We start from the raw sequence: 25,259 nt of genomic DNA, 5'->3' as shown, positions 1-25,259 counted from the left end.
CGGCATTTTCCCGCGCGCCTCGGCCGGGATCGATATGTTCGACTATATCGTCGTCGGCGGCGGCTCGACCGGCTGCGTCGTCGCTTCGCGCCTTTCGGAGGACCCCGCCGTCCGCGTTCTCCTGATCGAGGAGGGGCCGCGCGACCTCAGCCCCTACATCCACATTCCCGGTGCCTACTACAAGACCGCGCAGGGCGATCTCCTGAAACGCATTCCCTGGGAGCCGATGCCCGAGCAGGAGCGTGACGAGACGCCGACCATGGTGCAGGCACGGGTGCTCGGCGGCGGCAGCTCCGTCAACGCGATGATCTATATCCGCGGCGTGCCCGCCGACTACGAGCGATGGGTCGACCTCGGTGCGGAAGGCTGGGGTTACGGCGACGTGCTGCCCTTCTTCAAGCGTGCCGAGGACAACAACCGCTTCTGCAACGAAGCCCATGGCGTCGGTGGGCCGCTCGGGGTTTCGGATGTCGACTATATCCACCCGTTGACCCGCGCCTGGCTGCAGGCCTGCCAGCAGGCGGGCCTGCCCTACAATCCGGACTTCAACTCGGGTGATCCCGCCGGTTGCGGCCTTTATCAGATCACGGCGCGCAACGGTCGCCGCAGCTCCGCCGCCGTCGCCTATCTCAACCCGGCGCGAGGGCGGCCCAACCTGCGCGTCGAGACGGGCACCGCGGTCACCCGCGTGCTGATCGAAAAGGGGCGGGCAGTCGGCGTCGAGTGTGTCAAAGGCAAGCGCAAGGTCGTCTACCGCGCCGACCGGGAGGTGATCGTCTCCACCGGTGCGATTGCTACGCCAAAGCTCCTCATGCTCTCGGGCATCGGTCCGGCGGAAGCCATGCGGCGGCACGGGATCGAGGTCCATGCCGACCTGCCGGGTGTCGGACAGAATCTGCAGGACCATATCGAGATTTCGCTGGTCTACCAGCTCAACGGCCCGCACAGCTACGACAAGTACAAGAAGCTGCACTGGAAGGCTGCCGCGGGTCTCAACTACGCGCTCTTCCGCAATGGCCCCGCCTCGTCCAATCTCATCGAGGGCGGCGCCTTCTGGTGGGGCGACAGGAACGAGGCGACCCCCGATATCCAGTATTTCATGGTCGTTGGCGCGGGCATCGAGGAGGGCGTCGATGCGGTGCCCGGCGGCAATGGCTGCACGGTCAATCTCGGGCAGATCCGGCCGCGTTCGAGAGGCGAGGTCACGCTTCTCAGCGCGGACCCCACCGCGAACCCGCGCGTGGCACCCCGCTATTTTTCCGACCCTTACGATCTCGACGCGATAACGGACGGCACGATGGCGGCGCTCGACATCATGGCGCAGCCGGCCATCGCGAAATTCGTGGAGGCGCGCCACACGCCGGGACCATCGCTTCGCACGCGCGAAGAAATCCGCGCCTTCTGCGTCAAGGATGCCCATGCCGCCCTCCATCCCGCCGGAACGTGCCGGATGGGCCGCGACGACATGGCCGTGGTGGACCCGGAGCTGTGCGTGCACGGCATCGAAGGACTTCGCGTTGCAGACGCCTCGGTCATGCCGACGCTGATTTCGGGCAATCCGAATTCCGTCTGCATCATGATCGGGGAACGCGCTGCGGATTTTCTGCGCGGTTGATGCTTTTTGGCTTGCGCATTATTGCGTTTTTACGCGTATTCATGCATTAATTCTGCAGGTTCGTGCATGAAAGGCAGAAAAGATGAATCCAACTATCGTGGTCTTCGATATCGGCGGCGTGCTGATCGACTGGAACCCCGCCTATCTTTACCGCCAGCTCATGGCGGACGAGGCGGCGGTTTCGGCCTTCCTGGCGGAGGTCTGCACCCCGGCATGGAACGAACAGTTCGATGCTGGCCACCCCTTTGCCGAGGGCGTGGCGGAACTCGTGGCGAAACACCCCGAAAAGGCTGACCTGATCGAAGCCTATTGGCTGCGCTGGCATGAAATGCTGGGTGGTGAGGTCGCGGGGACCGCAGGCCTTCTCGGCCGGTTGAAGGCCGGCGGCGTTCCCGTCCATGCGATCTCCAACTGGTCGGCAGAGACTTATCCGAGAGCGCAGGAGATTTTCCCCTTCCTCGGGTCGTTCGACGTTCTCATCGTCTCCGGCCGCGAAAAACTCATCAAGCCGCATGCGCCGATCTTCGAGCGTTTCCTTGAGCGTGCAGGCGTCCGCGCCGAGGAATGCCTCTTCATCGACGATAATACCGCGAACGTTGCGGCTGCTGCGGCGCTTGGCTTTCACACCGAGCATTTCCGCAATTCCGAAGCGCTGGAAGCCCGCTTGATCGCGCTCGGGCTCCTTGCCGCCGAGGCCGTGGAATGACCGGCGGCAAGAGGGAGCTCGCGGCCCTGTCCCCGGAGGAGCGCCAGGCGGTCATCCTTGAAAAGACCAATGCCAGCGGACGTGTGCTTGCCGCCGAACTTGCCCAGGAATTCGGCGTTTCCGAGGATTCGATCCGCCGCGACCTGCGCGATCTCTCGGATGCGGGCCTGGTGCAGCGGTTTCACGGCGGCGCGGCGCGGCTGGTGACGCCGGCGCTGGATTTCCAGCGCCGCGAAACGCTTCACATGGAAGAGAAACATTCGATTGGCCGGGCTGCGGCGGCTGTCATTCCGGACGGCGCTACGCTGCTGGTCGATACGAGCACGACGGTCGTCCGTTTCGTGCGCGCCCTTCCGGCGACGCTGTCCGTGCGCATCATCACGGCGGCTGTCGATGTCGCGGCGGCCGCGCTCGACCATCCGAACGCTGAAGTGATCATGCTCGGTGGCCGCCTTGGCAGGCTGACGCGTAGCGCGACCGGCATCGCTGCCATCGACGCCGTCCGCGCGCTGCGTGTCGATTATTGTGTCCTTGGCACCTGCGGCGTCGCCCAGGACCTGACGCTGCGTGCAGACGACTACGAGGACGCACTTCTGAAGGCGGCGATGATCCGTGCCGCCAACAAGACCTTGCTTCTGGCGACTGCCGACAAACTCGGACAGGCCGCAACCTATGAAGTCGCGCCGGTATCCGCTGTGTCGACGCTTTTCACCGGCACCAAGGATACCGCCATTCTCGATGCCGTTCGCGAGGCCGGCGTCGATGTCGAAATAGTCTGAAACTGCGGAGACGACGATGAGTGCCTCAATCGATCGGGATGCAAGGGCGGTTCTTCTGCCGGCTTTCGATACGCTCGATGTCTTGGATATTATGGTGCCCTTTCTGAAGGAGGGAGGATGCTCCGTCCTGCTCGGTGAGACTCGTGCGGAGTATGTTGCCCGGGCGATGTCGACAGAAAGGCTGGCCTGCGAAACGCCGGACGGATTTCGCGCATCGATCGCGGCGCTTCAGGCCGTAACGCCTCACCTGATCGTCGCGGTCGATCAGGAGCTCGGCGGTATCCAGCGGCTCGCTGGCTTGGTTCCACCGCTTCCGACGCTCGACGAGGCACATACACTCTCTCCGGATGCACTTGCAGAACGCTGCCGGATCACCGCCCAGGGCGCTCGCGCACTCGGTGTGTCGATGTTCCTTGCGCCCATCGCCGACATCATCGACGGCCAAAACGTTTGGCTGCGAGCACGCACGATGGGCTCTTATCCGCAAGCTGTGGCCCGGCTGGTTTCAGCCTTTGTAACGGGTGTCCAGGCCGCCGGCATCACAGCGGTGACGAAACATTTTCCAGGTTTCAACGATCTGGCAGAAGACCCCGCATTGGCAGATGTTTGCCTGGCGACGCCGCTCGACCGCATTCTCCACAACTTGCTGCCGTTCAAGGCCGCTATCGAGGCTGGGACAAAGGTGATCATGACAGGGCCGGCACCTGTCGCCGCCATAGACGGAAACAATTCAGCGAGCACTTCGCCGGCCGTTATGGCTATGCTGCGGTCTCAATTGGGATTCAAAGGCCTCATCGTCAGCGACGATCTGGACGCACCAGCCACCCTGCGCGGCCAATCACTCCTTGAAACGGCGATAGCTTCGCTGAATGCGGGCGCTGATCTGCTACTCGTCGCGGGTGGGCCTCATCTAAGCGCGCTATCCGAAGGAATAGCGGCCGCCGCACAGCGCGGCGACATCGAGCAGCAGCGACTTGCCGACGCTGCCGCTCGTGTCAGACAAATTGCCGGAGGTGGCTAGCTGTCATCTGATTTTTTGATCAGACAGCGTCCGCACCGATGGCGACCAAAGCTGCGCGGCCGACCGCGAAGTCCTGCTCCCCTGTCCCGGAGCCCACGCCGATCGCGCCGGCGAGTTTCCCGCCGAAGCGGATAGGCAGGCCACCGGGCAATGGCGTTACGCCGCCTTGCGATGCGACCCCGGCAGATGTGCCGAATTCGAATGCCATGGAGCCCGTCGGCGCGTTGATCGATGCGGCGGTGCGTGCCTTGGCGCGCGCCGTGTGCATGCTCAGATACTTCGCTCCGTCCATCCGGATGCTTGCGATGGTTTCGCCGCTGCAATCAACGATGAAGATGCATTGGGGAACGGACAATTCCTCCGCCGCCTTAACGGCGGCCGACAGGGCCTCGATCGCGCCGGAATGAGTGAGGACCAGGGTTTCTTTCGTGTACTTCATGGTTTTCGCTTTTCTTCGGTCGTTCAGGACAGAGGAGAGAAGGACGTCGGGGTCAGGATCCGGATCGCCTGGGTGTCGATCAGGCCCTTGATGCTGGCGAGATAGGGACCCCAGCCGGGATCGGCCAGCATGTGCGCCCTCTTCATCGTCCGTTCCGCGAGGTCTGTCCAGCGCCACATGGAGATGAAGTGATTCAATTCTCCGATTTCGGACGTGAAGAAACCAATCGGCTCACCAAGATGCGCGCGCTGAATCGGCAAGCCGAGTTTCATATAGTTTTCCATGAATTCGCCGAGGAAGCCCGCGCGAATCCGATAATCCCGTTCTTCGAGAAGCATGGTCTTTTCCGTGAGTGCGTTGGTATCGCCGTCGGCTCACCAGGCCGAGGCGCCGCCGTCGACAGTCATCATCGAGCCGGTCGCGAATTTGGATTCATCGCTTGCCAGATAGAGGATGGCCGAGGCGATGTCGTCCGGCTGACCGAGTTCGGCCATCGGAGAACGCGCCTTGAGGCCGGCGACGAAGGCGTCCGGATCGGGGACTTCCTTCAGCATCTTGTCGTAATAGTTCGACCAGATGACGCCGGGGGCGACGGAGTTGACACGGATTTTGTCCACGGCATGGTCGAGCGCCATCGCACGGGTGAGGGCAGCAACGCCGCCTTTCGCCGCGACATAGGCGGCGCGATCCTTGATGCCGAAGGTGACGATGTTGGAAGCGGTATTGACGATGCTGCCGCCCCCGCGGGCCCGGAGGGCCGGAACCGCATATTTCGAGCAGAGATAGACGCCCTTGAGATTGACGGCAACGATGTCGTCCCAGTCGTCTTCAGCCGTCGTCTCGACGGTGCCGATCATGCCGCGTCCGGCATTGTTGACGATGATGTCGAGGCCGCCGAACGTCGAGACGGCGAGTTCCACCATCGCCTTCACTTCGCCGCTGTCACGGACGTCGACCTTGATGCTGACTGCGCTCTCGCCGATCTTGCCGGCGACGGACCTGGCGGCATCGCCGTTGAAGTCGGCGACGACGACCTTCGCGCCTTCGCGGGCGAAGGCTTCTGCGGTGGCCGCGCCGATACCAGCGCCTGCGCCAGTGACGATTGCGATTTTGTTTTCAAGACGCATGGTGTGACCTCACAGTTCTATTCTTTGAAAATGACGATGCAGTGCCTGCTCGACGCTCAAAGCCGCGAGCCAGGACGTTTTGGGATTGTCGGGAAGCGGCTTGTTTTCGAGCGAAATCTCGAATCTGCCGAAGGCGCCGGCGGCATTGACCTTATGGGTGTTGCCACTTGCATGCGGATCGGCGACCAGCGTTACCTTGGTGTCGGCAAAGCCGATCCCGGCAAGAGCGACCGCAGCCGTGACATTCGCGTTTTTTGGATACTGCAACGAGGCTTCCGCCGCATTGCCCTCGAAAATGACGGTCCTCTGGCGGAGGCTGGCGAGGTCGACGCTCTGCTCCGCCGGCGTTCCCTTCCAGGCGGACGGCGGTTTGGTGCCCGTATAGATGACGCTTTCCAGACCCGCGATCTTCGCCGAGCGCAGCACATCGAGGCCGCCGATCGCGCCGGAGGCGACGGTCAGCCGGCTTCCTCCTTCCTCGGCAGCTTTTTCCAGCGCATGAAGCAACTCAGTATCGCTCAGGCTGCCGATCGAGACGACGATAACGTCGATGCCCGCGCGAAGGAGAGGTGGGACGGAATTCTTGACCGCCTGGTGGCTGGCACATTCCACGACCACCGACGGCCCCCATTCAATGAGGGCGGCGACATCGTGAAAGACCTCCACGCCGTCGTGATCGACGGTCAGGTCGTGGGGCACGAGCGTGGCGGAAACTTCGATGCCGCTTCCGGAGGCGCGCAAGGAATGGTCGAGACTTTGCGCCATCGCGCCAAAGCCGATGACAGCGACTTTCTTGACGTCATTGTTCATCTGTTTCCTCCAGAAATTCTCGAAGGGTTTTGGCGTATCGCTCGGGATGAACCCGAGGAAAGAAGTGCGCCCCATCGATCACGGCGAGCCGTGCGCCAGGTATCATGGCGGCGAGCGTTCGGCTGTGGGCAAAGGGAATGAGGGCGTCGTCGGTGGCGCCGATGACGAGAGTGCGAGCGGTGATCCGCTGAAGGTCGCCGCTACGTTCGTCTGCAAGAAGCATCTCGATCCGCGCGGCGGCGACTTCCGGAGGCGAGAGCGCGTCCGTAGCGTTATCGATAGCCCGGTCGAGACGTTCAGTGTTCGCTTCGAGGAAGCCTGAAGGAAAGCCGATCGCATGGGTTAGTTTCTGGTACGCGATCGGCCCCGCGGTCCTCAATACGGCCAGGCGTGCTTCGAACATGGCGACGAAGCGAGCGTCCGGCTTCTCCCAACTACCACTGATGACCAGCGATCTGACGAGAGCCGGTGCGTCGAGAGCGATGAACTGCGCCACCAGGCCGCCCGTCGAATGGCCGACGATATGGGCTGCGTCTACATTTTCCGCGCGGAGAATTTCCACGGCGTCCTCAGCAATCCTCGATACCGAATATTTGCCAAGAGGCCTGTCGCTTCGCCCGGTTCCCCGATGATCGAACGAAATGACCGTGTAGCGATCGACAAGAAGCGGAACGATGCCGTTCCAGAAGCTTGCCGCTCCGCCGAGACCGGGAATGAGCAGCAAAGCTTCGCCTTTGCCGGAGACGTCATACGTCACCCGGCATCCATCGGACGCCAATAATGTGGGCATTTTCGTTCTCTGGGTTTAGAGTTTGTCGGCTGCGACGAACGCCGTGCGCTGCTCGATCTCCAGTACGTTTTCAGGCCGTGCGAACGGCTCCGGCGCCGCCTCGCCCGGCCGCATCGGGCGGCCGATCTCCTCGAAGAAATGTTCGAGGCCGTTCGGCTGGATGAACCAGAGCCAATGCAGTTCCTGGTCCTCGGACGTGTTGATGAACATGTGTTTCCGGTTGCGGCCGACGAAGATCGTCACGCCGGGTTCCGCGGGGTATTCGACGCCCTCGACGACAGCCTTGCCACGGCCGGAGATGAAATGCAGAACTTCATCGTGTACCGGATGCGCGTGCTCGCGCACGTAGCCCTGCGGCGGCAAGGTTTGCGTCCCGAGGCTGAACGGCGTCTCCACACCGAGGAAGTCGGGAGAAATCCTGACGGAGATGTGGCCGTTGGCGGGAACCGGCTGCCAGAAGTTCTTGCCCTCTTCGGGCTTGAGGATCAGCAAGTCGCCCTTGGCCGGGGTCTCTTCTGCTTTGTTTTCCATGGAATGTCTCCTTACGCGACTTCCGGCTGATAGTAATCGGCGACCTCCTGCGGCAGCTTTTTGCCGAGAATGTCGTCCGCGAGTTTTTCAGCCATCATGATGACGGGGGCGTTCAGATTGCCGCTGACGATGGCGGGCATGATCGACGCGTCGATGACGCGGAGATTCTCGAAGCCGTGGACCTTGGCATGGGGGTCCACCACGGACATGTCGTCGGTGCCCATGCGGCAGCTGCAGCATGGATGGTAGTTGGTGCCGGCTTCCTTCCTGAGGAATTCGAGCAGTTCTTCATCCGACTGGACCTGCTTGCCCGGCGTGACTTCTTCGCCGCGAATGTCGTCCCAGGCGGGCTGGGCGACGATGCGGCGGATTTCCCTGATGGCCGCGATCGCCTGCTTCTGGTCTTCCTCGTCCTGAAGGAAGTTGAAGACGAATTTCGGTGCGACGTTCGGATCGGCGCTCGCAAGCCAGACGCGGCCTTCGCTCTTGGGTCGCATCAGGCTCATGAAATACTGGAAGCCGTTCTCCAGATTGACCGAACCATGCTGCATCTCGCCGATGAGCGGAACGAATTCCAGCTGCACGTTCGGAACCGTGAATTTCGGATCGGTACGGAAGAAGCCGCCGACCTCGAAGAAGTTTGTAGCGCCCAGGCCCGTCTTGGCCAGAAGCCACTGCAAGCCGAGCTTGAGCTTACCGAAAGTGGTAAGCTGGCCGACGACCGAGACCGGCTTGGTCGCGCGATACTGGACGGGGGCGGCGACGTGATCCTTCAGGCCACGCCCGACGCCTGGCAGGTCCTTGACGACCGGAATGGACAGCTTGCGCAGTTCCCCGGCGTCGCCGATACCGCTCAGCATCAGGAGCTGTGGAGAGTTGAGGGCGCCGGCGGTGAGAAGAACTTCCCTGTCCACATTGATCGAATATGCCTTGCCGGAGATGGTCGCCTTGACGGCGACGGCGCGGTTGCCGTTGAACTCGATCTTGGTGACTTTCGCGCTGACGACGACGTCGAGATTGTCCCGTTTCGGCTGTGCGTGAATGTAGGCCTGCGACGTGCTCCAGCGGATACCGTGGCCGACATTGCGCTGGGTGATATGGACACCCTCCTGACGTAGCGCGTTGTGGTCCTCGATATAGGGATGTCCCGCCTGTTCGCCGGCCTTCAAGAACGCCCTGTACAAGGGGCTGTCGGCCTTGCAGGTCTCGATGATCATCGGGCCTTTGCCGCCGCGATACTTATTCGAGCCCTTGTCTGACGTTTCCGCTTTACGGAAGTAGGGAAGGACATCCTTGTAGCTCCAGCCCGTGAGGCCGAGCGCTTCCCAGTTGTCGTAATCCCAGGGATTGCCGCGAACCCAGTTCATGCCGTTGATCGAGGACGAGCCGCCGAGAACGCGGCCTCGCGCTTCAAGGACGGTCCGGTTGTTGAGATACGGTTCAGGCTCGGAGGTGTAGAACCAGTTGAAGCGGTCATTGGCCAGCGGCAGCGGCAGCGCAGCGGGCATGCGGATGTGGATGTGCTGGTCCGAGGGGCCTGCTTCGAGCAGGAGCACCCGGTACTTGCCGTCTTCGGACAGCCGGCCTGCCAGAACGCTGCCGGCGGAGCCGGAGCCGATGATGATGTAGTCGTAGGTGCCTCTGGAGGGCGTTTTTGAAATCTTGCTCATGCCGAATGCCGTCGTGGTCTTGTGGTTGCCTGAGCGTATCTGTCGTAATTCGACGGTCGCCCGCGTGAGTTCCTGTGAGAATGGCATTCGCTATCCTCAGGTTGGTGTCTTCCAGGTGTCGCCCAGCTTGTAACCGGTCGGGAACGGGTCGCGCGGATCCAGGACGTACTGGTGGAAAGCGGTGATCCAGGCCGAGCCCGTGATCGCCGGCCGCACGGCGGTCTGCCCCGCCACGGTCGTCGTTCCGAGAATTTCGCCGATGAACTCGGTGCCGATGATGGATTCGTGCACGAACTTCTCGCCGACGCCGATCTGCCCCTTCGCGTGCATCACGGCAAGCCGCGCGCTCGTACCCGTTCCGCAGGGCGACCGGTCATGCCTGCCGGGGGAAACGATCACTGTATTCTTCGCCCGCTTCACGCCGTTCTCGCTGCGGAGCGGGCCGGCGAACAGCGTCTGGTTGATGGTGTGGATTTCCGGGTTTTCCGGGTGGACGGCGGGTATCTGCTCGGCCGCCGCCAGCTTGATCTTCTCGCCGACATCGACCAGTTCGGCGGCCTCGTCCTGGGTGATGCCGTAGCCCAACTTTTGGGCATCGACCAGGACGTAGATCATGCCGCCATAGGCGACATCGACGACCATCGAGCCGAGGCCCGGTACCTCGATCGTCCTGTCCAGCGCCATGGTGAAGGCGGGCACGTTGTCGAACGTAATGCTTTCACATTTGCCGTCACGGCATTGCGCCGTTACGCGCACCAGACCCGCCGGCGCCTCGAGCGTGAGCGTCGTCACGGGCTCGATCATCGGCACCATGCCCGTTTCGAGAAGAACGGTAGCCGTGCAGATGGTGTTCGTGCCGGACATGGGGACGTAATATTCCGACTCCATGATGATGAAGCCCGCGTCGGCATCCGGATGGGTGGCCGGCAGCACAAGGTTCACGCACTGCGAGACCTTGCCACGCGGCTCATGGAGGAGAAACTGACGAAGCTCGTCACCGTTCCTCTCCAGGTACTGCATCTTCTCGAAAATAGTCTTGCCGGGGACCGGAAGAACGCCGCCCGTTATGACTTCATTCAGCTCGCCTGCCGCGTGGGCGCCGACGACATTGATCATTTTGCTGAAGCGCATTCCTCGTCATCCCCATGATGCATGTCGAACTGAGGCAGGCCAGTTCGATGTTCATGAGGCTGACTTGTAAACGTTTTCTGGTGGGCGGTCAATAAACGTTTTCTCTTCGCGTCATGCCGCGCGGTCGGACGCCTTCGGAGGTACGGTGATGGAATTGCGCAAGATCAGGCTGGTCTCGAACTGCATGGAGGTCAGGCTTTCGCCTTGCTCAAGGCTTGCGATCATTGCGCGTGCAGCGTAGCGCCCCATGTCCCCGACGGGGACCGAGAGGGTCGTCAGCGGTTGGTAGAGGAGGGGTGCGAAGCTCATGTCTTCAAAGCCGCTCACGGACATCTGGCGGGGGACGTCGATCCCGAGTTTCCGGCACTCGGAAAGAACCCCGCAGGCCAAAAGGCCGGTGTTGCACATTACGGCCGTAACCTTTGGATTTTGCTCGATAATCCTGCGAAACGCCAACCCGCCGTCATTGATGGTGTATCCGGGCTGGACGACCTGCATGACCGTATTCAGGTCGTGGTCCCGCATCATCTGCTCATATGCATTCAGTCGGGATTGCTGCCTGTCGTTGCCTTGCGTTGGGCCGGAGATCAGCGCGATGTCCTTGTGCCCGAACTGGAGCATGAGCTCCGCGATTTTCTGCGTGCATTTTGCATTATCGATTCCGACGGAGGGCAGAGGGTGGCCCTCCAGGTAGGAATATACCTGTAGCACCGGAATCGGGTTTTTCTCGATGAATTCCAGCAAGCGTTTGTCGTCTACCCGTCCAAATACAAGTAATCCTTCGGCCCCACGGTTGAAAAGCCTGAATGCGGCGTCGAAAATCGTTGTATTGTCGTAGCCCGATGTCTGAAGAAAGCCCGCATAGTCTTGCGCGAAGAGCGTTTCCTGGATGCCGTGCGCCAGTTCGGAAAAGATCGGGTCGTCGAGACGTGGCAGGAGCGTGCCGATCGTGCGGGTGCGCGCCAGGCGCAGGGCCTTGCCGGCGGAATTTGTCGTGTATCCAAGCTGTGCCGCGGCCTTAAGCACCCGCTCAGACATTTCCTTGTTCACATTCTCCGGCTTGTTGAGCACGCGAGAGACCGTGGCGATGGATACGTTTGCCAATTTCGCCACATCGTGAACCGTTACCCCGCGCCCGGTCTGACGTTTGTTTTTCATGGATTTTCTACTGCTCCTGCGGGGCCTAAGTCCTTGCCTGCTGCTCATGCATAATGGATGTATTTCTTCAGATTTCAATCACCCCGCCAGAATCCGGATTGACAACGGATATTCCTGGTGCATTCTGGTAAACGTTTACTAGCTCGCACATAGGCGGCTGCGTCGCGCAATCAATAAATTGGGGAGCCCAAACGATGCATGGACATTTCACACCTGAACTCAAGCGCCGAACTTTGCTCAAGATGCTGGCCATCGGGGCGGCGGCGACAACGCTATCTCCAGCGACCCGCGCATGGGCCGCGAGCACGTTGAACATCCTGAACAGCAACACCGCCTGGGCCGGCGCTCTTACCGGTGGCGTCGCGAAGGCATATACCGGCGCGCAGATCACGGGCGAAGGCAATCCTTATGAAGCCCATTACGAGAAGCTGCTGATCGAACTCAGCCAGGGTTCCAGCACCTTCGACATCTTCACCACCGACAATCTCTGGATCCGGCAGCCGCTGCGCAACGGCTGGGCAAGCGCGTTCGAGGATATCCGCGCGGAAGACGCCTCGCTGCCGGAAATCAGCGTGGGCAAACTTGCGCCTGCCTCCACGACCTATACGGAGTACGACGGCAAGCGCTGGGGCCTGCCGCTCGTCATGACGACCCCGGTCTTCGTCTATCGCAAGGATCTGTTCGAAAAGGCCGGCATCACGAAGGTGCCGACGAACTGGGACGAATATCGCGACGCGGCCGAGAAGCTGCATTCGGATGACGTCGCGGGCAACGTCCTGCTGCTCGGCGGTCAGGACGCGCATATGAGCGGCGACTGGGGCAGCCGACTGATGGGCATGACCAAGATCGCCCCGAACGACGACGGCGTGCTCGACGAAAACAACAAGGTGGTGTTCAATTCCGAGGGCCAGGGCGCCCGCGCGATCGAGCGCCTGCGCGAGGTGCTGCCCTTCACGCCGAAGGGCGTCGAAGGCTTCGACTATGCGGAAGGCTCCTCCATCATGCAGCAGGGCAAGGCTGCAATGATGATCACCTGGTCGGACGTCATCGTCGGCATCGAGGACGGTCCGTTCAAGGGCAAGTTCGGTTACACTGTCTCGCCGACGGAGAAGTTCGAACAGCAGATGGTCGGCGGCTGGTCGATCCTCATCAATGCCGCGTCGGAAAACAAGGCGGAGGCCTACAAGTTCCTCAAGTGGATGAGTGAAGGACAGGCCTACGAGCTGTTCCGCGAGAACGGCGAGTCGTCGCTTTGCCTCCAGGCGGACATCGACAATCCTGAAATCGTCGCCAAGGTGCCGATGCTGCAGGCTTTCCGGGACTTCCCGGCACGCGGTACGACCCCGGTTTCGATCCCGCCGTACCGCCTGACCAATGCGGTCGAAGTGCAGCGGGTGCTCTACGAAAACATCCTTGCGGGCGTGAACGGTCGCAAGACACCTCAACAGGCGATGGAAGACGCCGAGGCCGCGCTGGCTTCCGTCATCCGCACCTGACCGAAAGCGTGTCGCGGGCATGGCTGCTGGCCATGCCCGTTTCTATTGGGGAACTTGAAAATGGCCAAAAGTGGCACCATCAACGCACCGGCTTTGCAGCTGGGTGCGACGAAGGCAGTCCGCGCGGGCGAGAAGAGCGTTCCCACGCTCCTGCTTGCGCCGACGATGATCATCATGACGATCGTCGGCCTCTATCCGCTGCTGCATTCGCTCTACATATCGCTGACCAATTACAACCCGACATTCGGCACGTCCTACTCGTTTATCGGGTTCGCGAACTACGCCCGCGCCTTCGGCGATGGCCAGTTCTGGTACTCCGTCGGCCTGACCCTCGCCTTCACGGCAATCAGCGTTGCGCTTTCCCTGACGTTGGCCGTGCTTCTGGCGCTGTTGTTCAATCAGTACCGTTTCGGCTTCGTGGTCCTGCGCACCTTCCTGCTCATTCCGATGCTGATCACGCCGATCGCCGTCGGCATCACGTGGCGCACGATGATGATGCCTGATCTCGGCGTCCTGAACTATTTGCTCTCGCTGATCGGTGTGAGCCATCTGTCCTGGGCCAGTTCACCCTCGAGCGCGCTCGCCTCGGTGATCCTCGTCGACGTCTGGCAGTGGACGCCGTTCATGTTCATCATCATCTTCGCAGGGCTCCGCTCTCTCCCCAAGAGCCCGTTCGAAGCCGCCGCGATCGATGGGGCAGGGCACCTTGCCACGTTCATGAACGTGACCCTGCCGATGCTGAAGCCGGTGATCGTCATTGCGACCCTTCTTCGCATCGTCGACGCCTTCCGCACCTATGACACCGTCTACATCATCACGCGCGGCGGCCCGGACTTCGCGACGGACCTCCTCAGCGTCTATCTCCAGCGGGTGAACTTCCGCATCTTCGATCTGGGTTACGGCTCGGCGCTCTCGTGGATCGCCCTTGTCATCGTGCTCGTCGTCGTCCTCGTCTTCGTGAATCTCACCGGCTTCCTGAAGCTGGTCGCCGACAAAGAAAACCGCTGAGGAGATCGCTCATGTCGAACAGCCGAATTCTCAAGAGCGGCGCCGGCGCGCTGGCTGCATATGGCTTGGCGATCGCCGCCGCGCTCTTCTTCGCGTTTCCGATTTTCTGGATGGTGACTTCCTCCTTCAAGAGTGAAGTCGACATTTCGGCCTATCCCCCGGTCTGGAGCTTCTCGCCGACCCTGGCGAACTATACACAGCTCTTCACCGAGCTGAACGCATGGCAGGCCCTGCTGAACAGCGCGCTGATCGTCGGCCTCGCCACCTGCATCGCGATGGCGGCGGGAACGATGGCGGCCTACGCGCTCGCCCGCTTCGACGTCAAGGGCAAGGAATTCCTCGCCTTCGAGATCCTTTCGATCCGCATGCTGCCGCCGATCGTGAGCGTCATTCCGATGTTCATCATCGCCCGCCAGCTGGGGATTTTCGATACGCCCTGGCTGCTGATCGCGGCTTACGCCCTCTCCGGCCTGCCCTTCGTCGTCTGGGTCATGCGCGTCTTCATCCAGGATATTCCGCAGTCCATCGAGGAGGCGGCGATGATCGACGGCTGCAGCCGCTTCGAAACCTTCTGGCGCGTCACGCTTCCGCTTCTGTTGCCGGGCCTCGCCGCGACGATGGTCATCGTCTTCATGTTCGCCTGGAACGAGTTCCTGCTCGCCAGCATGCTGACCTCGCAGGAGGCCAAGACGCTTCCCGTCATCGCCGCCAACGCGATCAAGCCAAAGGCCATCGCCTGGGGCCTCGCCTCCGCAGCCGGCGTGATGATGTCGCTTCCCGTCGTCGTCCTCGTTCTTCTGATGCAACGCTACCTCGTCCGCGGCCTCACGCTCGGCGCGGTCAAAGGGTAAGGAATTCTCGAAATGGCAATCAATATCGATACCGTCTACAAGCAGTTCGGCGCGCTGAAGGTCGTCAACGGCGTTTCCGTCGATATCAAGGATGGCGAGTTCTTCGTGATGCTCGGTCCTTCGGGCTGCGGAAAGACCACGACCCTGCGCATGGTCGCCGGCCTGGAGCTTCCCACAGCCGGCCGCATCAGCATCGACGGCGCCGACATGACCTACGCCGAGCCTCGCCACCGCGATATCGCCATGGCGTTCCAAGACTACGGTCTCTACCCGAACATGACGGTCTTCAAGAACATCGAGTTTCCCCTGAAGATCCGCAAGCTCGACGTTCGCGAGCGTGCACGCAAGGTGGAGGACACCGCTGAAAAGCTCGGGCTTGGCGAACTGCTCCAGCGCAAGCCGTCGCAGCTTTCGGGAGGCCAGCGTCAGCGCGTTTCGCTCGCGCGGGCGCTCGTTCGCAACCCCAAGGTATTCCTCATGGACGAGCCGTTGTCCAATCTTGACGCAAAGCTGCGCGCCGTCATGCGCACGGAAATCAAGAAGCTTGTCACGAACCTCGGCATCACCACGATCTACGTCACGCACGACCAGATCGAAGCGATGGCGATGGCGGACCGCATCGCGGTCATGAGCAGGGGCAACATGGTCCAGGTGGCCTCGCCGCTCGAAATCTATGACCGGCCCAAGACGCGCTTCGTCGCGGAATTCATCGGGTCGCCGCCGATGAACCTGTTCCCCGCGCAGCTCAAGGCCGGTGGCACCGTTACCTGCATCCTTCCGAACTTTGCCCATTCGCTTTGCGACGACGAGCGCGCGTTCGCAGCACAGATCGTTGACGGCAACGGCGGCCTGCTCCTGGGCATCCGGCCGGAGCACCTGATCGTTGCGAAAGCCGGCGCACAGGGCGCGACGGACGCGCTTGTCGAGCTGGTCGAGCCGCTCGGGCAGACCACGAACATCTATGTCAGCGTGGGTGACGTCCGCTTCGTCATCGTCACCGACAGGACCACGGTGAAGGCGGGAGACACGATCGGAGTTGTCGCTCCGTCCGAATTGCTGCGTGTCGTGGCCAACGATGACGCCGTGGTGCGCCACTGACCACCGTCGCCGCAGAAAATTGAAAGGAAATACCGATGACCGTTAGAGAATATGGATTGTGGATCAACGGCGGGTGGCTCAAGACAGCCAGGACGATTGAACGGACTTCGCCCGCTCACGGTGCGCCGCTCGCCCGTTTCGCGGAAGGTGGCGAAGGGGAGGTCGGTGCGGCCGTCGCGGCAGCTCGGGCAGCCTTCGACAACCGGTCGATCTGGTCCGGCATTCCCGGTTCGGAGCGCGCCAAGGCTATCACCCGCTGGCTTGAACTGATCGTGCGCGACACCGACAGGCTCGCGACGATCGAGGCCGAGGAAGTCGGCAAGCCCATTCGCTTCGCGAAGGGCGAGACGGAATGGGCCATCGAGCTCGGGCGTTACGCTGCCGCTCTCGCCTACCAGATTCCGGGCGACCTCGTGAACAATATCGGGGATGCGAACCTCGGTCTGGTGAGCCGAGAGCCCCGCGGCGTCATCGGCATGATCACGCCCTGGAATTTCCCGCTCGTCACGCTCTTCCAGAAGCTTCCCTTCGCGCTGGCAGCCGGCTGCACGGTCGTCATCAAGCCGTCGGAGCTGACCGCGGGCACGACGCTCGAGGTCGCTGCGCTGGCCAGGGAAGCCGGCATTCCGGACGGCGTGATCAATGTGGTGACAGGCTCCGGCCGTACCGTTGGCGAGGCTCTCACGGGTCACCCCGGTGTCGACATGATTTCCTTCACGGGTTCGACCGTGGTCGGCAAGCGGATCGCGCAGCGTTGTGCGGAGCAGATGAAGCGCGTCGGCCTGGAGCTCGGGGGCAAGGCGGCGAACATCGTCTTCGCTGATGCCGACATCGACTCGGCCATCGACGGCATCGCATTCGGCTATATTCTCAACCAGGGTGAGGAATGCGTTCAAGGGACCCGCCTGCTGATTGAGGAGTCCATTGCCGACGATTTCATCAGGCAGCTTGTCGAACGCTCGAGGAAAATCCGTATCGGCCTTCCGGACGACGAACAGGCTGACGTCGGTGCGCTGATCCATGAACAGCACATGGAAAAGGTACTCGGCTACATCAGGACGGGTATCGAGCAAGGTGCAAAACTGGAGATCGGCGGCGAACGCCTGACCAATAATGGTCTCGGCAAGGGCTATTTCGTTGCTCCGACCATCTTCTCCGGCGTTACGCCGGAAATGACAATCTTCCGCGAAGAGATTTTCGGACCGGTTCTTGCCGTCACCACCTTCAAGACCGCGGAGGAAGCGATCAAGCTTGCGAACGATACCAATTACGGACTCGGCAACGGCGTCTGGACGAAGGACATCGACAAGGCGATCCAGGTCTCCCGTGAACTCAAGAGCGGGACGGTCTACGTCAATACGTTCCTCGAAACCTCGGTTCAGATGCCGTTCGGCGGCTTCAAGGAAAGCGGTCTCGGCCGCGAGAACGGCATGGATGGCCTTCTTGAGTTCACCGAGGTGAAGTCGACATTCATCAAACTGGGCAAGCGCGGCTACGCATTGCCTCACACGGTCTAATAACCATGCGGCGAATGGCTGTCTAAAGCGTTGCTCTTCCCAAGGCAGCCGTGGGCTGGTGGTGGCTCCGATCCGCCACCGGCCCATTTTTCTTCCGGTAGGTTCGTAGAAGGTTCCTAGAAATGACTGACATGCTGCCCCTTACCGTCGCCAAGCGGCGTGAGCACGATTCCCTTGGCGAAATCGACGTCGATGCCGACGCCTATTACGCCGCTCAAACGGCAAGGGCTTTCGCCAACTTCCAGATTTCGGGCATTCCGATCGGGCATTATGCGGTCTTCATCCGGGCGCTGGCCTTCGTGAAGAAGGCGGCGGCGCTGGCGAATCTGGAACTCGGCGACCTCGATAGGAAGAAGGCGGACGCGATCGTCGCCGCCTGTGACGACATCGCCGGCGGCAAGCTCGCGGACCAATTCGTCCTCGACGTTTTCCAGGGGGGAGCCGGGACATCGACGAACATGAATGTGAACGAGGTGGTGGCGAACCTCGCTTTGGAACATCTTGGACTTCCCAAGGGAAGCTTCGACGTCATCCACCCGAACAACGACGTCAATCTCTCGCAGTCCACAAACGACGTCTATCCCACGGCGATCCGTCTGGCGCTCCTTCTCAGCTACGACAGCCTGTCGAACGAGCTCGCCGGCATCGCTGACGCTTTCGAAGCGAAAGCAGCGGAATTCGCCGACATCCTCAAGCTCGGGCGCACGCAACTGCAGGATGCCGTGCCGATGACGCTAGGGCAGGAATTCGCGGCCTTTGCGGTAACATTGAGAGAGGACATCCTTCGGCTCGAGGAGGCGGCCAGGCTTCTCAAGGAAATCAATCTCGGCGGTACGGCGATCGGAACCGGCATTACCGCCGATCCTCGCTACGCGGCTCTTGCCATCAAGAAGCTCGCGGAAGTGTCGTCGGTCGACGTCGTTCCCGCATTGGACTTTGTCGAGGCTTGCTGGGATACGGGAGCGTTTGTCCTCTTCTCCGGCACCATCAAGCGGACGGCGGTGAAGCTTTCCAAGATTTCGAACGATCTCAGGCTGCTTTCGAGCGGACCGCGCGGGGGCTTCGGCGAAATCAACCTGCCGCCGATGCAGCCCGGCTCGTCAATCATGCCCGGCAAGGTAAACCCGGTCATTCCCGAAGTGGTCAATCAGGTGGCTTTCCAGGTCATCGGGGCCGACCTCGTCGTGACCCTGGCGGCAGAAGCCGGGCAGCTCCAGCTCAATGCTTTCGAACCCGTCATCGTGTTCAACCTGTTGCAGTCCATCACGTTGCTGACCAATGCGGTGAGAACCCTCAGGGAAAAGTGTATTGCCGGGATCACGGCGAACGAGGAGCGCTGCAAGGAGCATCTCGAAGCGGGTACGGCGCTCGCGACTGCGTTGACGTCGCTCATCGGATACGAGAAGGCTGCCGAGATGGCGAAGGAAATTCTCCGGAGCGGCCGCACCATGAGGGCGTTGCTGGACGAGAGCAACACCTTGTCAGCCGATCTCCTGGAACAGGTTCTCGACACGAAGGCTTTGACGCGCCCCTCGCGCTTCCGCAATCAGCCGGCAAATGGAAAATAGGCATGCCTTATCTCGACCGCTTCAAGACCATCATCTTCGACTTCGACGGTGTTATTCTTGATTCCGCACGCTTGAAGACCGCGGCCTTTGCGCAGGTATACAGCTGCGAAGACCCGGAAAAGGTCGCTGAAGTCGTCGAGTACCAGGAACAGCATGGCGGAATTGGCCGACGTCAAAAGTTCGAGTATTTCGAGCGCGAGGTGTTCGGCCGACCCGGCGATGAAGTGACAGTTGAAAATCTCTGTGACCGTTTCGCGGAAATCATCGATGAGGGCATGCTCAATTGCGCGTTTATCCCCGGCGCCGAGGCTCTTCTCGCCCGTCTTGAAAACGAAATTCCGATGCACGTCGTTTCAGGAATGCCGGAGGATGATCTCAGGCTGGTAATCGAACGACGCGGGTTGTCGCGGTATTTCCGGACCGTATCGGGTTCGCCCAAGTCGAAATATGCCGAGTTTCGGAATGTGATGCGGCTGGAGAGCGCCGAAGCCGTGGAGTGTCTGGCTGTCGGGGATTCACCCACCGAGTTTCACGCGGCCCGTAAGATCGGCATCCCGTTTCTGGCGATTGTCGCACCCGATGTGGTTGACCTTTTCCCCGCCGATGTGCAGAAGGCCCCCGATCTCACCGGGTTCGAACGCGCCGCTCGTCTGGCGCGGTGACGAGCTTCAGCAAAGAAGTCCATCTCCATGATCGCAGCTCACCAAAGGCCATATCTGGCGTTTTTCCTGCTTGCTATTGCGACCGGCGCGTTCATGGCGCGAATTCCGGACCTGCAGACCAGGCTCGCGGTCAACAAGGCCGAACTGGGCATGACCTTGATCGGGCTTGCCATAGGCTCGCTGATTTCTCTTTCGGCCTCAGCTCCCATCATTGCCCGCCTCGGCAGCAAGCGGACATTTTCAATCGCGATCCCCGCGATCGGCCTCCTGCTCGCATTGACACCGGTGCTGCCAGGCGCAGGTGCCGTGTTTGGCTGTCTCTTCCTGACCGGTCTCTTTACGGGAACGCTTGAGCTTGCGCTGAACATCGAGATTGGGCGGATCGAGGCTCAGAAGGGTGTCAGCATCATGAACCGGTCGCACGGCTTCTGGAGTGTCGGTTTCTTCGTCACCGCTGTCACGGCCTCCTTCATCCGGCAGGCTGAAATACCGATGACAACGCACATGATCGTCATGGCGACGATCGTCGTTTTGTTGTCCCTCGTCGTTGTCAAAGGGATGGAAAACGCAACCATCCCGAAGGTTGTCGAGGAGCAGAAAGCGCCCTTGATCGCCTTTCCCACGCTTTCGCTTATGCCGTTGTGCATCATCGGCATCTCGGCATGTCTCGTGGAGGGCGCGGGCCTGGACTGGTCGGCGATCTATATGCGGGACGTTTTCAAATCTGAACCGTTTATCGGCGGATCGGGCTTGACGCTGTTCGCGTTTTTTATGGCGCTGGCCCGCGTTACGATCGATCCCGTGGTGGATCGATTTGGAGCACGCGTCGTCGCACAAACCCTCCTCACGATGGCGGCGATCGGCCTGGCAATCGTTTGGCTGTCCCCGCATGAATACGCCGCCTTGGCTGGCTTCGCGATGATGGGCGGCGGATGCAGCGCAGTCTATCCGATGGCGCTCTCTGCGGCGGCGCAAAGGACTGACAGGGCGTCGGCGGTTAACGTGGCCGCGGTCGGGCAGATGGCTTTCGTCGTGTTTTTCCTTGCGCCGCCTCTGCTCGGGTTCGTCGCCGAGGCTTGGGGTATGAGAATATTATACGCCATATGCCTGCCCCTCATTCTCGTGGCCATTTTCGCCAGCGGTGCGCTGAACGTCCGGCGGGCGGCTAAGCCGGCGATCAGCGCGGTCAGTCACGAAACGGCTCTCTAGGGTGAATGCCCGCGGCAAGCCTCTTTTCGATATGCGGCGCTACGAGCGCCATATGACTCAAAGTCATGGAGAAACGAGTGTGCATGGCTTGATGCGAGAACCGGTTTCGGCAAGGTAGTCGCAAAACCGGGAACGCGGAGTTAGTCGTCTTGAACAGTGATAGTTTCGATTTTGTAGTTGTCGGCGGCGGGTCGGCCGGGAGCGTACTGGCCAGCCGGCTCAGCGCACGAGGCGATCGTGTCCTGCTTCTTGAGGCAGGGGGTTCGGGCCGCGAAATCTCGTATGATCTGCCGTTTCTCGCTGCGAAGCTGTTCTCGTTCAAGCGCAATAATTGGTCGTACAATTGCGTACCACAAAAGAACATGAATGGACGAACCCAGTACTTTCCTCGAGGAAAGATGCTTGGCGGTTCCTTCATTTTCAACGGGGCACAGTACATTCGGGGTAATCCTGCCGACTTCGACACCTGGCGGCAGCTTGGAAATCCGGGCTGGTCTTTTGAAGATGTCCTCCCGTATTTCCGGAAATCGGAGAAGTATTTCGGAGGCGACAACGCGTTCCACAGCACGCGTGGTCCGATGCCCGTCACCAAGCCGCCGATGGTCAGCGAATTGACCACGGCCTATCTGGAGGCTTGCCAGCAGGCCGGTTACCCGTTGAACAACGATTTCAACGGCGCCTCCCAGGAGGGGTTCGGAGTCTACGACTTCAACATCGCCGAAGGACGTCGCCAGACGACGGCGAAGACATTTCTTCGCCCGGCGATGAGCCGCCCGAACCTCAAGGTGGAGGTGAATGCGAACGTCCACAAGGTGATTGTCGAAAACGGCGAGGCCGTAGCCATCGAATATGAGAAGGGCGGAACCGTCCATCGCGTGCGGGCAAACCGCGAGATCGTCCTGGCTGCCGGGTCATTCAATTCCCCCAAAATTCTCATGCTTTCGGGGATCGGTGATCAGGAGGCGCTCGGCAAGCTCGGCATCTCTCCGGTGAGACATCTTCCGGGCGTCGGCGCCAACCTGCAGGACCACGTGAACGTCTCGGTGGCACACAGTTCGAAGAAGCCTGTTTCCATGGCATCTTCCCTGCGCATCCACTCGCTGACCTTCGCGATGGTGAATAGCCTGCTTTTCAGGAAAGGTCAGGTATCGCAGAGCCCGCTTGAAGCCGGTGGCTTCTTCAATACACAGCCCGGTGTCGAGGCTCCCGAATGCCAGGCGGTGTTCATCCCGTATTATCCAGGGCAGGGCCTCAAAATCTGGATGCCTTGGGCGGACGAACTCGAAGGGCATTCCTACGTTGTGCATGTTTGGCCGAACCGGCCCGAAAGCCGTGGGAAAATGTGGCTGAAGTCCGCCGATCCCAAGGAGGCTCCCGTCTTCGATCCGAACTTCCTCTCATCTGAATACGACATGGCGGTCACTCGTGAGGCTATCCGTGTAACCCGCAAAATCTTCGCACAGGAAGCCTTCGAGCCTTACCGCGGACCGGAGCTTACCCCGGGTGCCGATGTCAGGTCGGATGCAGAGCTTGACGCCTATATCCGCAGCACCTCGGGGATCGGTCACCATACATGCGGCACGGCCAAGATGGGCCAGGATGCGATGGCCGTCGTGGATGAGAAGCTGAGGGTTCATGGCATCGCGAAGCTGCGCGTCGCCGATGCATCGATCATGCCGACAATGGTTAGCGGCAACACCAACGCCGCGACGATAATGATCGCAGAGAAAGCGGCCGACATGATGTTGGCATACTAGCCAAATCGCGAACTTTATCTTTCGGGTGCTGAAGGGAGGCCCCGGTGGCGCTCGTAATGTTTTATCGACGCCGAGATCCGTCGCCGCCCGGACTCCCACGAAGGTCGCGGCTGATCCGCTGCGGCATTTTCTTTTCGCCACTGAATGGCATGAGAAAAAGTCATGATGAAATGACGCGGGTTATCTTGAGCGGCTATACGGGCCGCACTAGCCTGCAATCACCTGAACGACCGGAAGAGATGCGGCGTTATTCGGGACCATGTCACCGGCAGGCAATAAGAACAATCAGCGCACTTGTATCGACAACCGGCGAGAGACTTGCCGTGATTGAAGAAGGGGAATGAACCGATGAAATCTATAATCCTTGCAGCGCTACTCTCTGCAACCGCACTTTTCAGCGCTGCGACGGTGCGAGCCGCTGAGCCATCAGGAACCGTCTATCTTCTCGTGCCGAACGTGACGACGAACCGCTGGGCAAAGTTCGACATTCCGAACATCACGGCGGCAATGAAGAAATACGCCCCCGGCGTCGAGATCAAGGTCCTCAACGCCAACGACGATATGCAGCAGCAGGTCTCGCAGGCGGAGTCCGCCCTCGCCAGCGGGGCGCTCGGCATCATCCTCGCCTCCGTCGATCCGCCCCGGTCCGCGAGTATCCTCGCGAAAGCCGACGCCGACGGCGTTCCCGTCGTGACCTACGCGCATGATCCGGGTCCAGGCCCGGTCGCCTACCATGTTTCCGTCCCATTCAGCGACATCGGCGAGGCGCAGGGGAAGTATCTCTCCGAACATCTCCCTGAACATCGTCCTGTCCGGCTCGCCTATATGCTGGGCGATCCCAAGTTCGCTTTCTATCCCGAGCAGATGAAGGGTTTCGACAAATACCTCAAGCCGCTCATCGAGAATGGCACCGTCGAAATCGCCTGCCAGGCCGATGCCCTCCTGTATCTGGCCGCGAACGCACAGAAGAACATGGAACAGTGCCTCACGAAGACCAACAACGAGGTCGACGGTGTCGTCGTCATGAACGACGACACGGGCGGCGGGGCCATCGCTGCGCTGAGCGCGCAGGATCTCGTCGGCAAGGTGAAGGTCTATGGCGGCTATGATGCGACCCTCGAGGGGATCCAGCGCGTGCTCCTTGGCTGGCAGGCCGCCGACATGGCGCCGCCCTACAGGCAAATGGCCGATGCGGCCGTTCAGTTGATCGTTTCGAAGGTCAAGGGCGAGGAGGCTCCGGCCGGCATCGTCAACGGGACCTGGCCCAACAGTTTCACCGAGGGCGGTGTCCCGGCGCGGCTTGAGCCGAATGTGTTCATCACCCCGGACAATGTGCAGGAAACCGTGATCGACGCCGGGCTTTTCACGAAGGAAGAGCTGTGCGGCGGCATCGGGAAGGATGCGGACTTCTGCAAGAACTGAACCGGACGGAAAAGGGGCCGCCGATAAGGCGGCTCCTCAAAAACGCATAATGGGGTCCTAGTCATGAATAAGAACGAACCTCCGATCCTGGAGGTCCGAAACGTCTCGAGACGTTTCGGAGGAGTCGCTGCCCTCACCAGGGTATCACTCAGCATATGGCCGGGTGAAGTCGTCGCTCTGGTCGGCGACAACGGCGCGGGCAAGAGTACGCTGGTCAAGACGATCTCCGGCATCCAGTCTCCCGACGAAGGCGAAATCCTCGTCTCCGGAATACCGCTTTCGCTGAAAAGCCCACATGACGCGAACGCGGCGGGTATCCAGACGGTCTACCAGGATCTCGCCATCTGCGACAATCTCGATACGGTGCAGAACCTCTTCCTTGGGCGTGAATACTATCACCCCTGGTACAAGGGCCGGCGGCTTGACCGTGCACGCATGGAGGCCCGTGCGAAAGAGGTGCTGGCAAATCTCGACGTGAAGATCCGCGACATCAACGTGCCTGCGAACGCCCTGTCGGGAGGGCAGCGCCAATCGGTGGCGATCTGCCGTTCGATCCTGACCGACCCCCGTGTCGTGCTCCTCGACGAGCCCACGGCCGCGCTCGGCGTCGCGCAGCGCAAGCAGGTTCTGAACCTGATCGAGCGCCTCCGCGCGCAGGGACGGGCGGTCATCGTGATCAGCCATGACCTGGGCGATGTCCAGCAGGTCGCCGATCGCGTCGTGGTCCTGCGACTTGGCAGCAAGGTGGCGGAAGTCAGCCGTGGGAGCTACACCCGCGAAGAGTTGGTCGGCGCCATCACCGGGATGATCAGCAACGAGGAAATGGCTGCGCTTTCGCGTCGGGAGGAGGTGCACCATGTCTAAGCAGTTATCCGCCTTGACCACTTTCGCCAA

24 protein-coding genes are annotated in these 25,259 nt (G+C 61.0%); 15 read left to right on the top strand and 9 right to left on the bottom strand.

Going from position 1 to position 25,259, the window contains the following annotated elements:
- The first annotated feature begins 34 nt into the window (after window positions 1-34).
- The 4 genes from DSD28_RS03690 to DSD28_RS03675 all read left to right on the top strand — a co-directional run bounded on the left by DSD28_RS03690 (window position 35) and on the right by DSD28_RS03675 (window position 4,121).
- Window positions 35-1,615, top strand: coding sequence for a GMC family oxidoreductase (locus DSD28_RS03690; protein ID WP_119255437.1), 1,581 nt, complete (start codon window positions 35-37; stop codon window positions 1,613-1,615).
- Between the two features lie 82 nt (window positions 1,616-1,697).
- The gene (locus tag DSD28_RS03685) at window positions 1,698-2,321 is read left to right on the top strand and encodes an HAD family hydrolase (protein ID WP_119255017.1); all 624 of its coding nucleotides are present in this window, start codon (window positions 1,698-1,700) and stop codon (window positions 2,319-2,321) included.
- Window positions 2,318-3,100: a DeoR/GlpR family DNA-binding transcription regulator gene (locus tag DSD28_RS03680; RefSeq protein WP_119255016.1), complete on the top strand. Its 783-nt coding sequence runs from the start codon at window positions 2,318-2,320 to the stop codon at window positions 3,098-3,100. Before DSD28_RS03685 ends, DSD28_RS03680 begins: the two co-directional genes overlap by 4 nt.
- Before the next feature lie 16 nt (window positions 3,101-3,116).
- A complete protein-coding gene (locus DSD28_RS03675; protein WP_119255015.1) occupies window positions 3,117-4,121 on the top strand; it encodes a glycoside hydrolase family 3 N-terminal domain-containing protein in 1,005 nt (334 codons plus the stop codon).
- Window positions 4,122-4,140: 19 nt separating this feature from the next.
- Here DSD28_RS03675 and DSD28_RS03670 read toward each other — a convergent pair whose 3' ends face one another.
- The 9 genes from DSD28_RS03670 to DSD28_RS03630 all read right to left on the bottom strand — a co-directional run bounded on the left by DSD28_RS03670 (window position 4,141) and on the right by DSD28_RS03630 (window position 11,777).
- A complete protein-coding gene (locus DSD28_RS03670) occupies window positions 4,141-4,560 on the bottom strand; it encodes a GlcG/HbpS family heme-binding protein (RefSeq protein ID WP_119255014.1) in 420 nt (139 codons plus the stop codon).
- Window positions 4,561-4,583: 23 nt separating this feature from the next.
- Window positions 4,584-4,898: an NIPSNAP family protein gene (locus tag DSD28_RS03665; protein ID WP_119255013.1), complete on the bottom strand. Its 315-nt coding sequence runs from the start codon at window positions 4,896-4,898 to the stop codon at window positions 4,584-4,586.
- A 36-nt stretch (window positions 4,899-4,934) separates the two neighbouring features.
- Complete coding sequence (locus DSD28_RS03660) at window positions 4,935-5,687, bottom strand: SDR family oxidoreductase (RefSeq protein ID WP_119255012.1); 753 nt, start codon at window positions 5,685-5,687, stop codon at window positions 4,935-4,937.
- Window positions 5,688-5,696: 9 nt separating this feature from the next.
- Complete coding sequence (locus tag DSD28_RS03655; RefSeq protein ID WP_119255011.1) at window positions 5,697-6,497, bottom strand: aspartate dehydrogenase; 801 nt, start codon at window positions 6,495-6,497, stop codon at window positions 5,697-5,699.
- Complete coding sequence (locus DSD28_RS03650) at window positions 6,487-7,254, bottom strand: alpha/beta fold hydrolase (protein WP_205536157.1); 768 nt, start codon at window positions 7,252-7,254, stop codon at window positions 6,487-6,489. The genes DSD28_RS03655 and DSD28_RS03650 overlap by 11 nt, the downstream gene beginning before the upstream one ends.
- Before the next feature lie 48 nt (window positions 7,255-7,302).
- Window positions 7,303-7,818 (bottom strand): cupin domain-containing protein, encoded by a 516-nt coding sequence (locus tag DSD28_RS03645; RefSeq protein ID WP_119255009.1) that lies wholly within the window; start codon window positions 7,816-7,818, stop codon window positions 7,303-7,305.
- A gap of 11 nt (window positions 7,819-7,829) precedes the next feature.
- Window positions 7,830-9,488: a choline dehydrogenase gene (locus DSD28_RS03640; protein WP_119255436.1), complete on the bottom strand. Its 1,659-nt coding sequence runs from the start codon at window positions 9,486-9,488 to the stop codon at window positions 7,830-7,832.
- A 96-nt stretch (window positions 9,489-9,584) separates the two neighbouring features.
- Window positions 9,585-10,619 carry a proline racemase family protein gene (locus DSD28_RS03635; protein ID WP_119255008.1) on the bottom strand — a complete coding sequence of 345 codons (1,035 nt, stop codon included), beginning with the start codon at window positions 10,617-10,619 and terminating at the stop codon, window positions 9,585-9,587.
- 111 nt (window positions 10,620-10,730) lie between these two features.
- Window positions 10,731-11,777 (bottom strand): LacI family DNA-binding transcriptional regulator, encoded by a 1,047-nt coding sequence (locus tag DSD28_RS03630; RefSeq protein WP_162911237.1) that lies wholly within the window; start codon window positions 11,775-11,777, stop codon window positions 10,731-10,733.
- A 308-nt stretch (window positions 11,778-12,085) separates the two neighbouring features.
- Here DSD28_RS03630 and DSD28_RS03625 point away from each other — a divergent pair, with 308 nt between their 5' ends.
- From DSD28_RS03625 to DSD28_RS03575, 11 genes are all read left to right on the top strand, one after another.
- Window positions 12,086-13,273: an ABC transporter substrate-binding protein gene (locus DSD28_RS03625; RefSeq protein WP_162911236.1), complete on the top strand. Its 1,188-nt coding sequence runs from the start codon at window positions 12,086-12,088 to the stop codon at window positions 13,271-13,273.
- 60 nt (window positions 13,274-13,333) lie between these two features.
- Entirely contained in the window at window positions 13,334-14,281 is a 948-nt protein-coding gene (locus tag DSD28_RS03620; RefSeq protein WP_119255005.1) for a carbohydrate ABC transporter permease, read from the top strand.
- 11 nt (window positions 14,282-14,292) lie between these two features.
- Complete coding sequence (locus DSD28_RS03615; protein WP_119255004.1) at window positions 14,293-15,132, top strand: carbohydrate ABC transporter permease; 840 nt, start codon at window positions 14,293-14,295, stop codon at window positions 15,130-15,132.
- A 12-nt stretch (window positions 15,133-15,144) separates the two neighbouring features.
- Complete coding sequence (locus DSD28_RS03610) at window positions 15,145-16,230, top strand: ABC transporter ATP-binding protein (RefSeq protein WP_119255003.1); 1,086 nt, start codon at window positions 15,145-15,147, stop codon at window positions 16,228-16,230.
- 56 nt (window positions 16,231-16,286) lie between these two features.
- Window positions 16,287-17,747 (top strand): aldehyde dehydrogenase family protein, encoded by a 1,461-nt coding sequence (locus DSD28_RS03605; RefSeq protein ID WP_245424732.1) that lies wholly within the window; start codon window positions 16,287-16,289, stop codon window positions 17,745-17,747.
- A 122-nt stretch (window positions 17,748-17,869) separates the two neighbouring features.
- Window positions 17,870-19,315: an aspartate ammonia-lyase gene (locus DSD28_RS03600; protein WP_119255001.1), complete on the top strand. Its 1,446-nt coding sequence runs from the start codon at window positions 17,870-17,872 to the stop codon at window positions 19,313-19,315.
- 2 nt (window positions 19,316-19,317) lie between these two features.
- Entirely contained in the window at window positions 19,318-19,977 is a 660-nt protein-coding gene (locus tag DSD28_RS03595; protein ID WP_119255000.1) for an HAD family hydrolase, read from the top strand.
- 27 nt (window positions 19,978-20,004) lie between these two features.
- Window positions 20,005-21,186 carry an MFS transporter gene (locus tag DSD28_RS03590; RefSeq protein ID WP_119254999.1) on the top strand — a complete coding sequence of 394 codons (1,182 nt, stop codon included), beginning with the start codon at window positions 20,005-20,007 and terminating at the stop codon, window positions 21,184-21,186.
- A gap of 149 nt (window positions 21,187-21,335) precedes the next feature.
- Window positions 21,336-22,943, top strand: coding sequence for a GMC family oxidoreductase (locus DSD28_RS03585; protein ID WP_119254998.1), 1,608 nt, complete (start codon window positions 21,336-21,338; stop codon window positions 22,941-22,943).
- A 348-nt stretch (window positions 22,944-23,291) separates the two neighbouring features.
- Window positions 23,292-24,365, top strand: a complete 1,074-nt coding sequence (locus DSD28_RS03580; protein ID WP_119254997.1) for a sugar ABC transporter substrate-binding protein — start codon at window positions 23,292-23,294, stop codon at window positions 24,363-24,365.
- Window positions 24,366-24,428: 63 nt separating this feature from the next.
- Window positions 24,429-25,229: an ATP-binding cassette domain-containing protein gene (locus DSD28_RS03575; RefSeq protein ID WP_119254996.1), complete on the top strand. Its 801-nt coding sequence runs from the start codon at window positions 24,429-24,431 to the stop codon at window positions 25,227-25,229.
- Window positions 25,230-25,259: the final 30 nt, after the last annotated feature.

Source organism: Shinella zoogloeoides, from assembly GCF_003574625.1.
Lineage (GTDB): Bacteria > Pseudomonadota > Alphaproteobacteria > Rhizobiales > Rhizobiaceae > Shinella > Shinella zoogloeoides_A.
The sequence above is the reverse complement of the archived record's forward strand: the minus strand, read 5'-3'. Positions and strand labels throughout refer to the sequence as shown.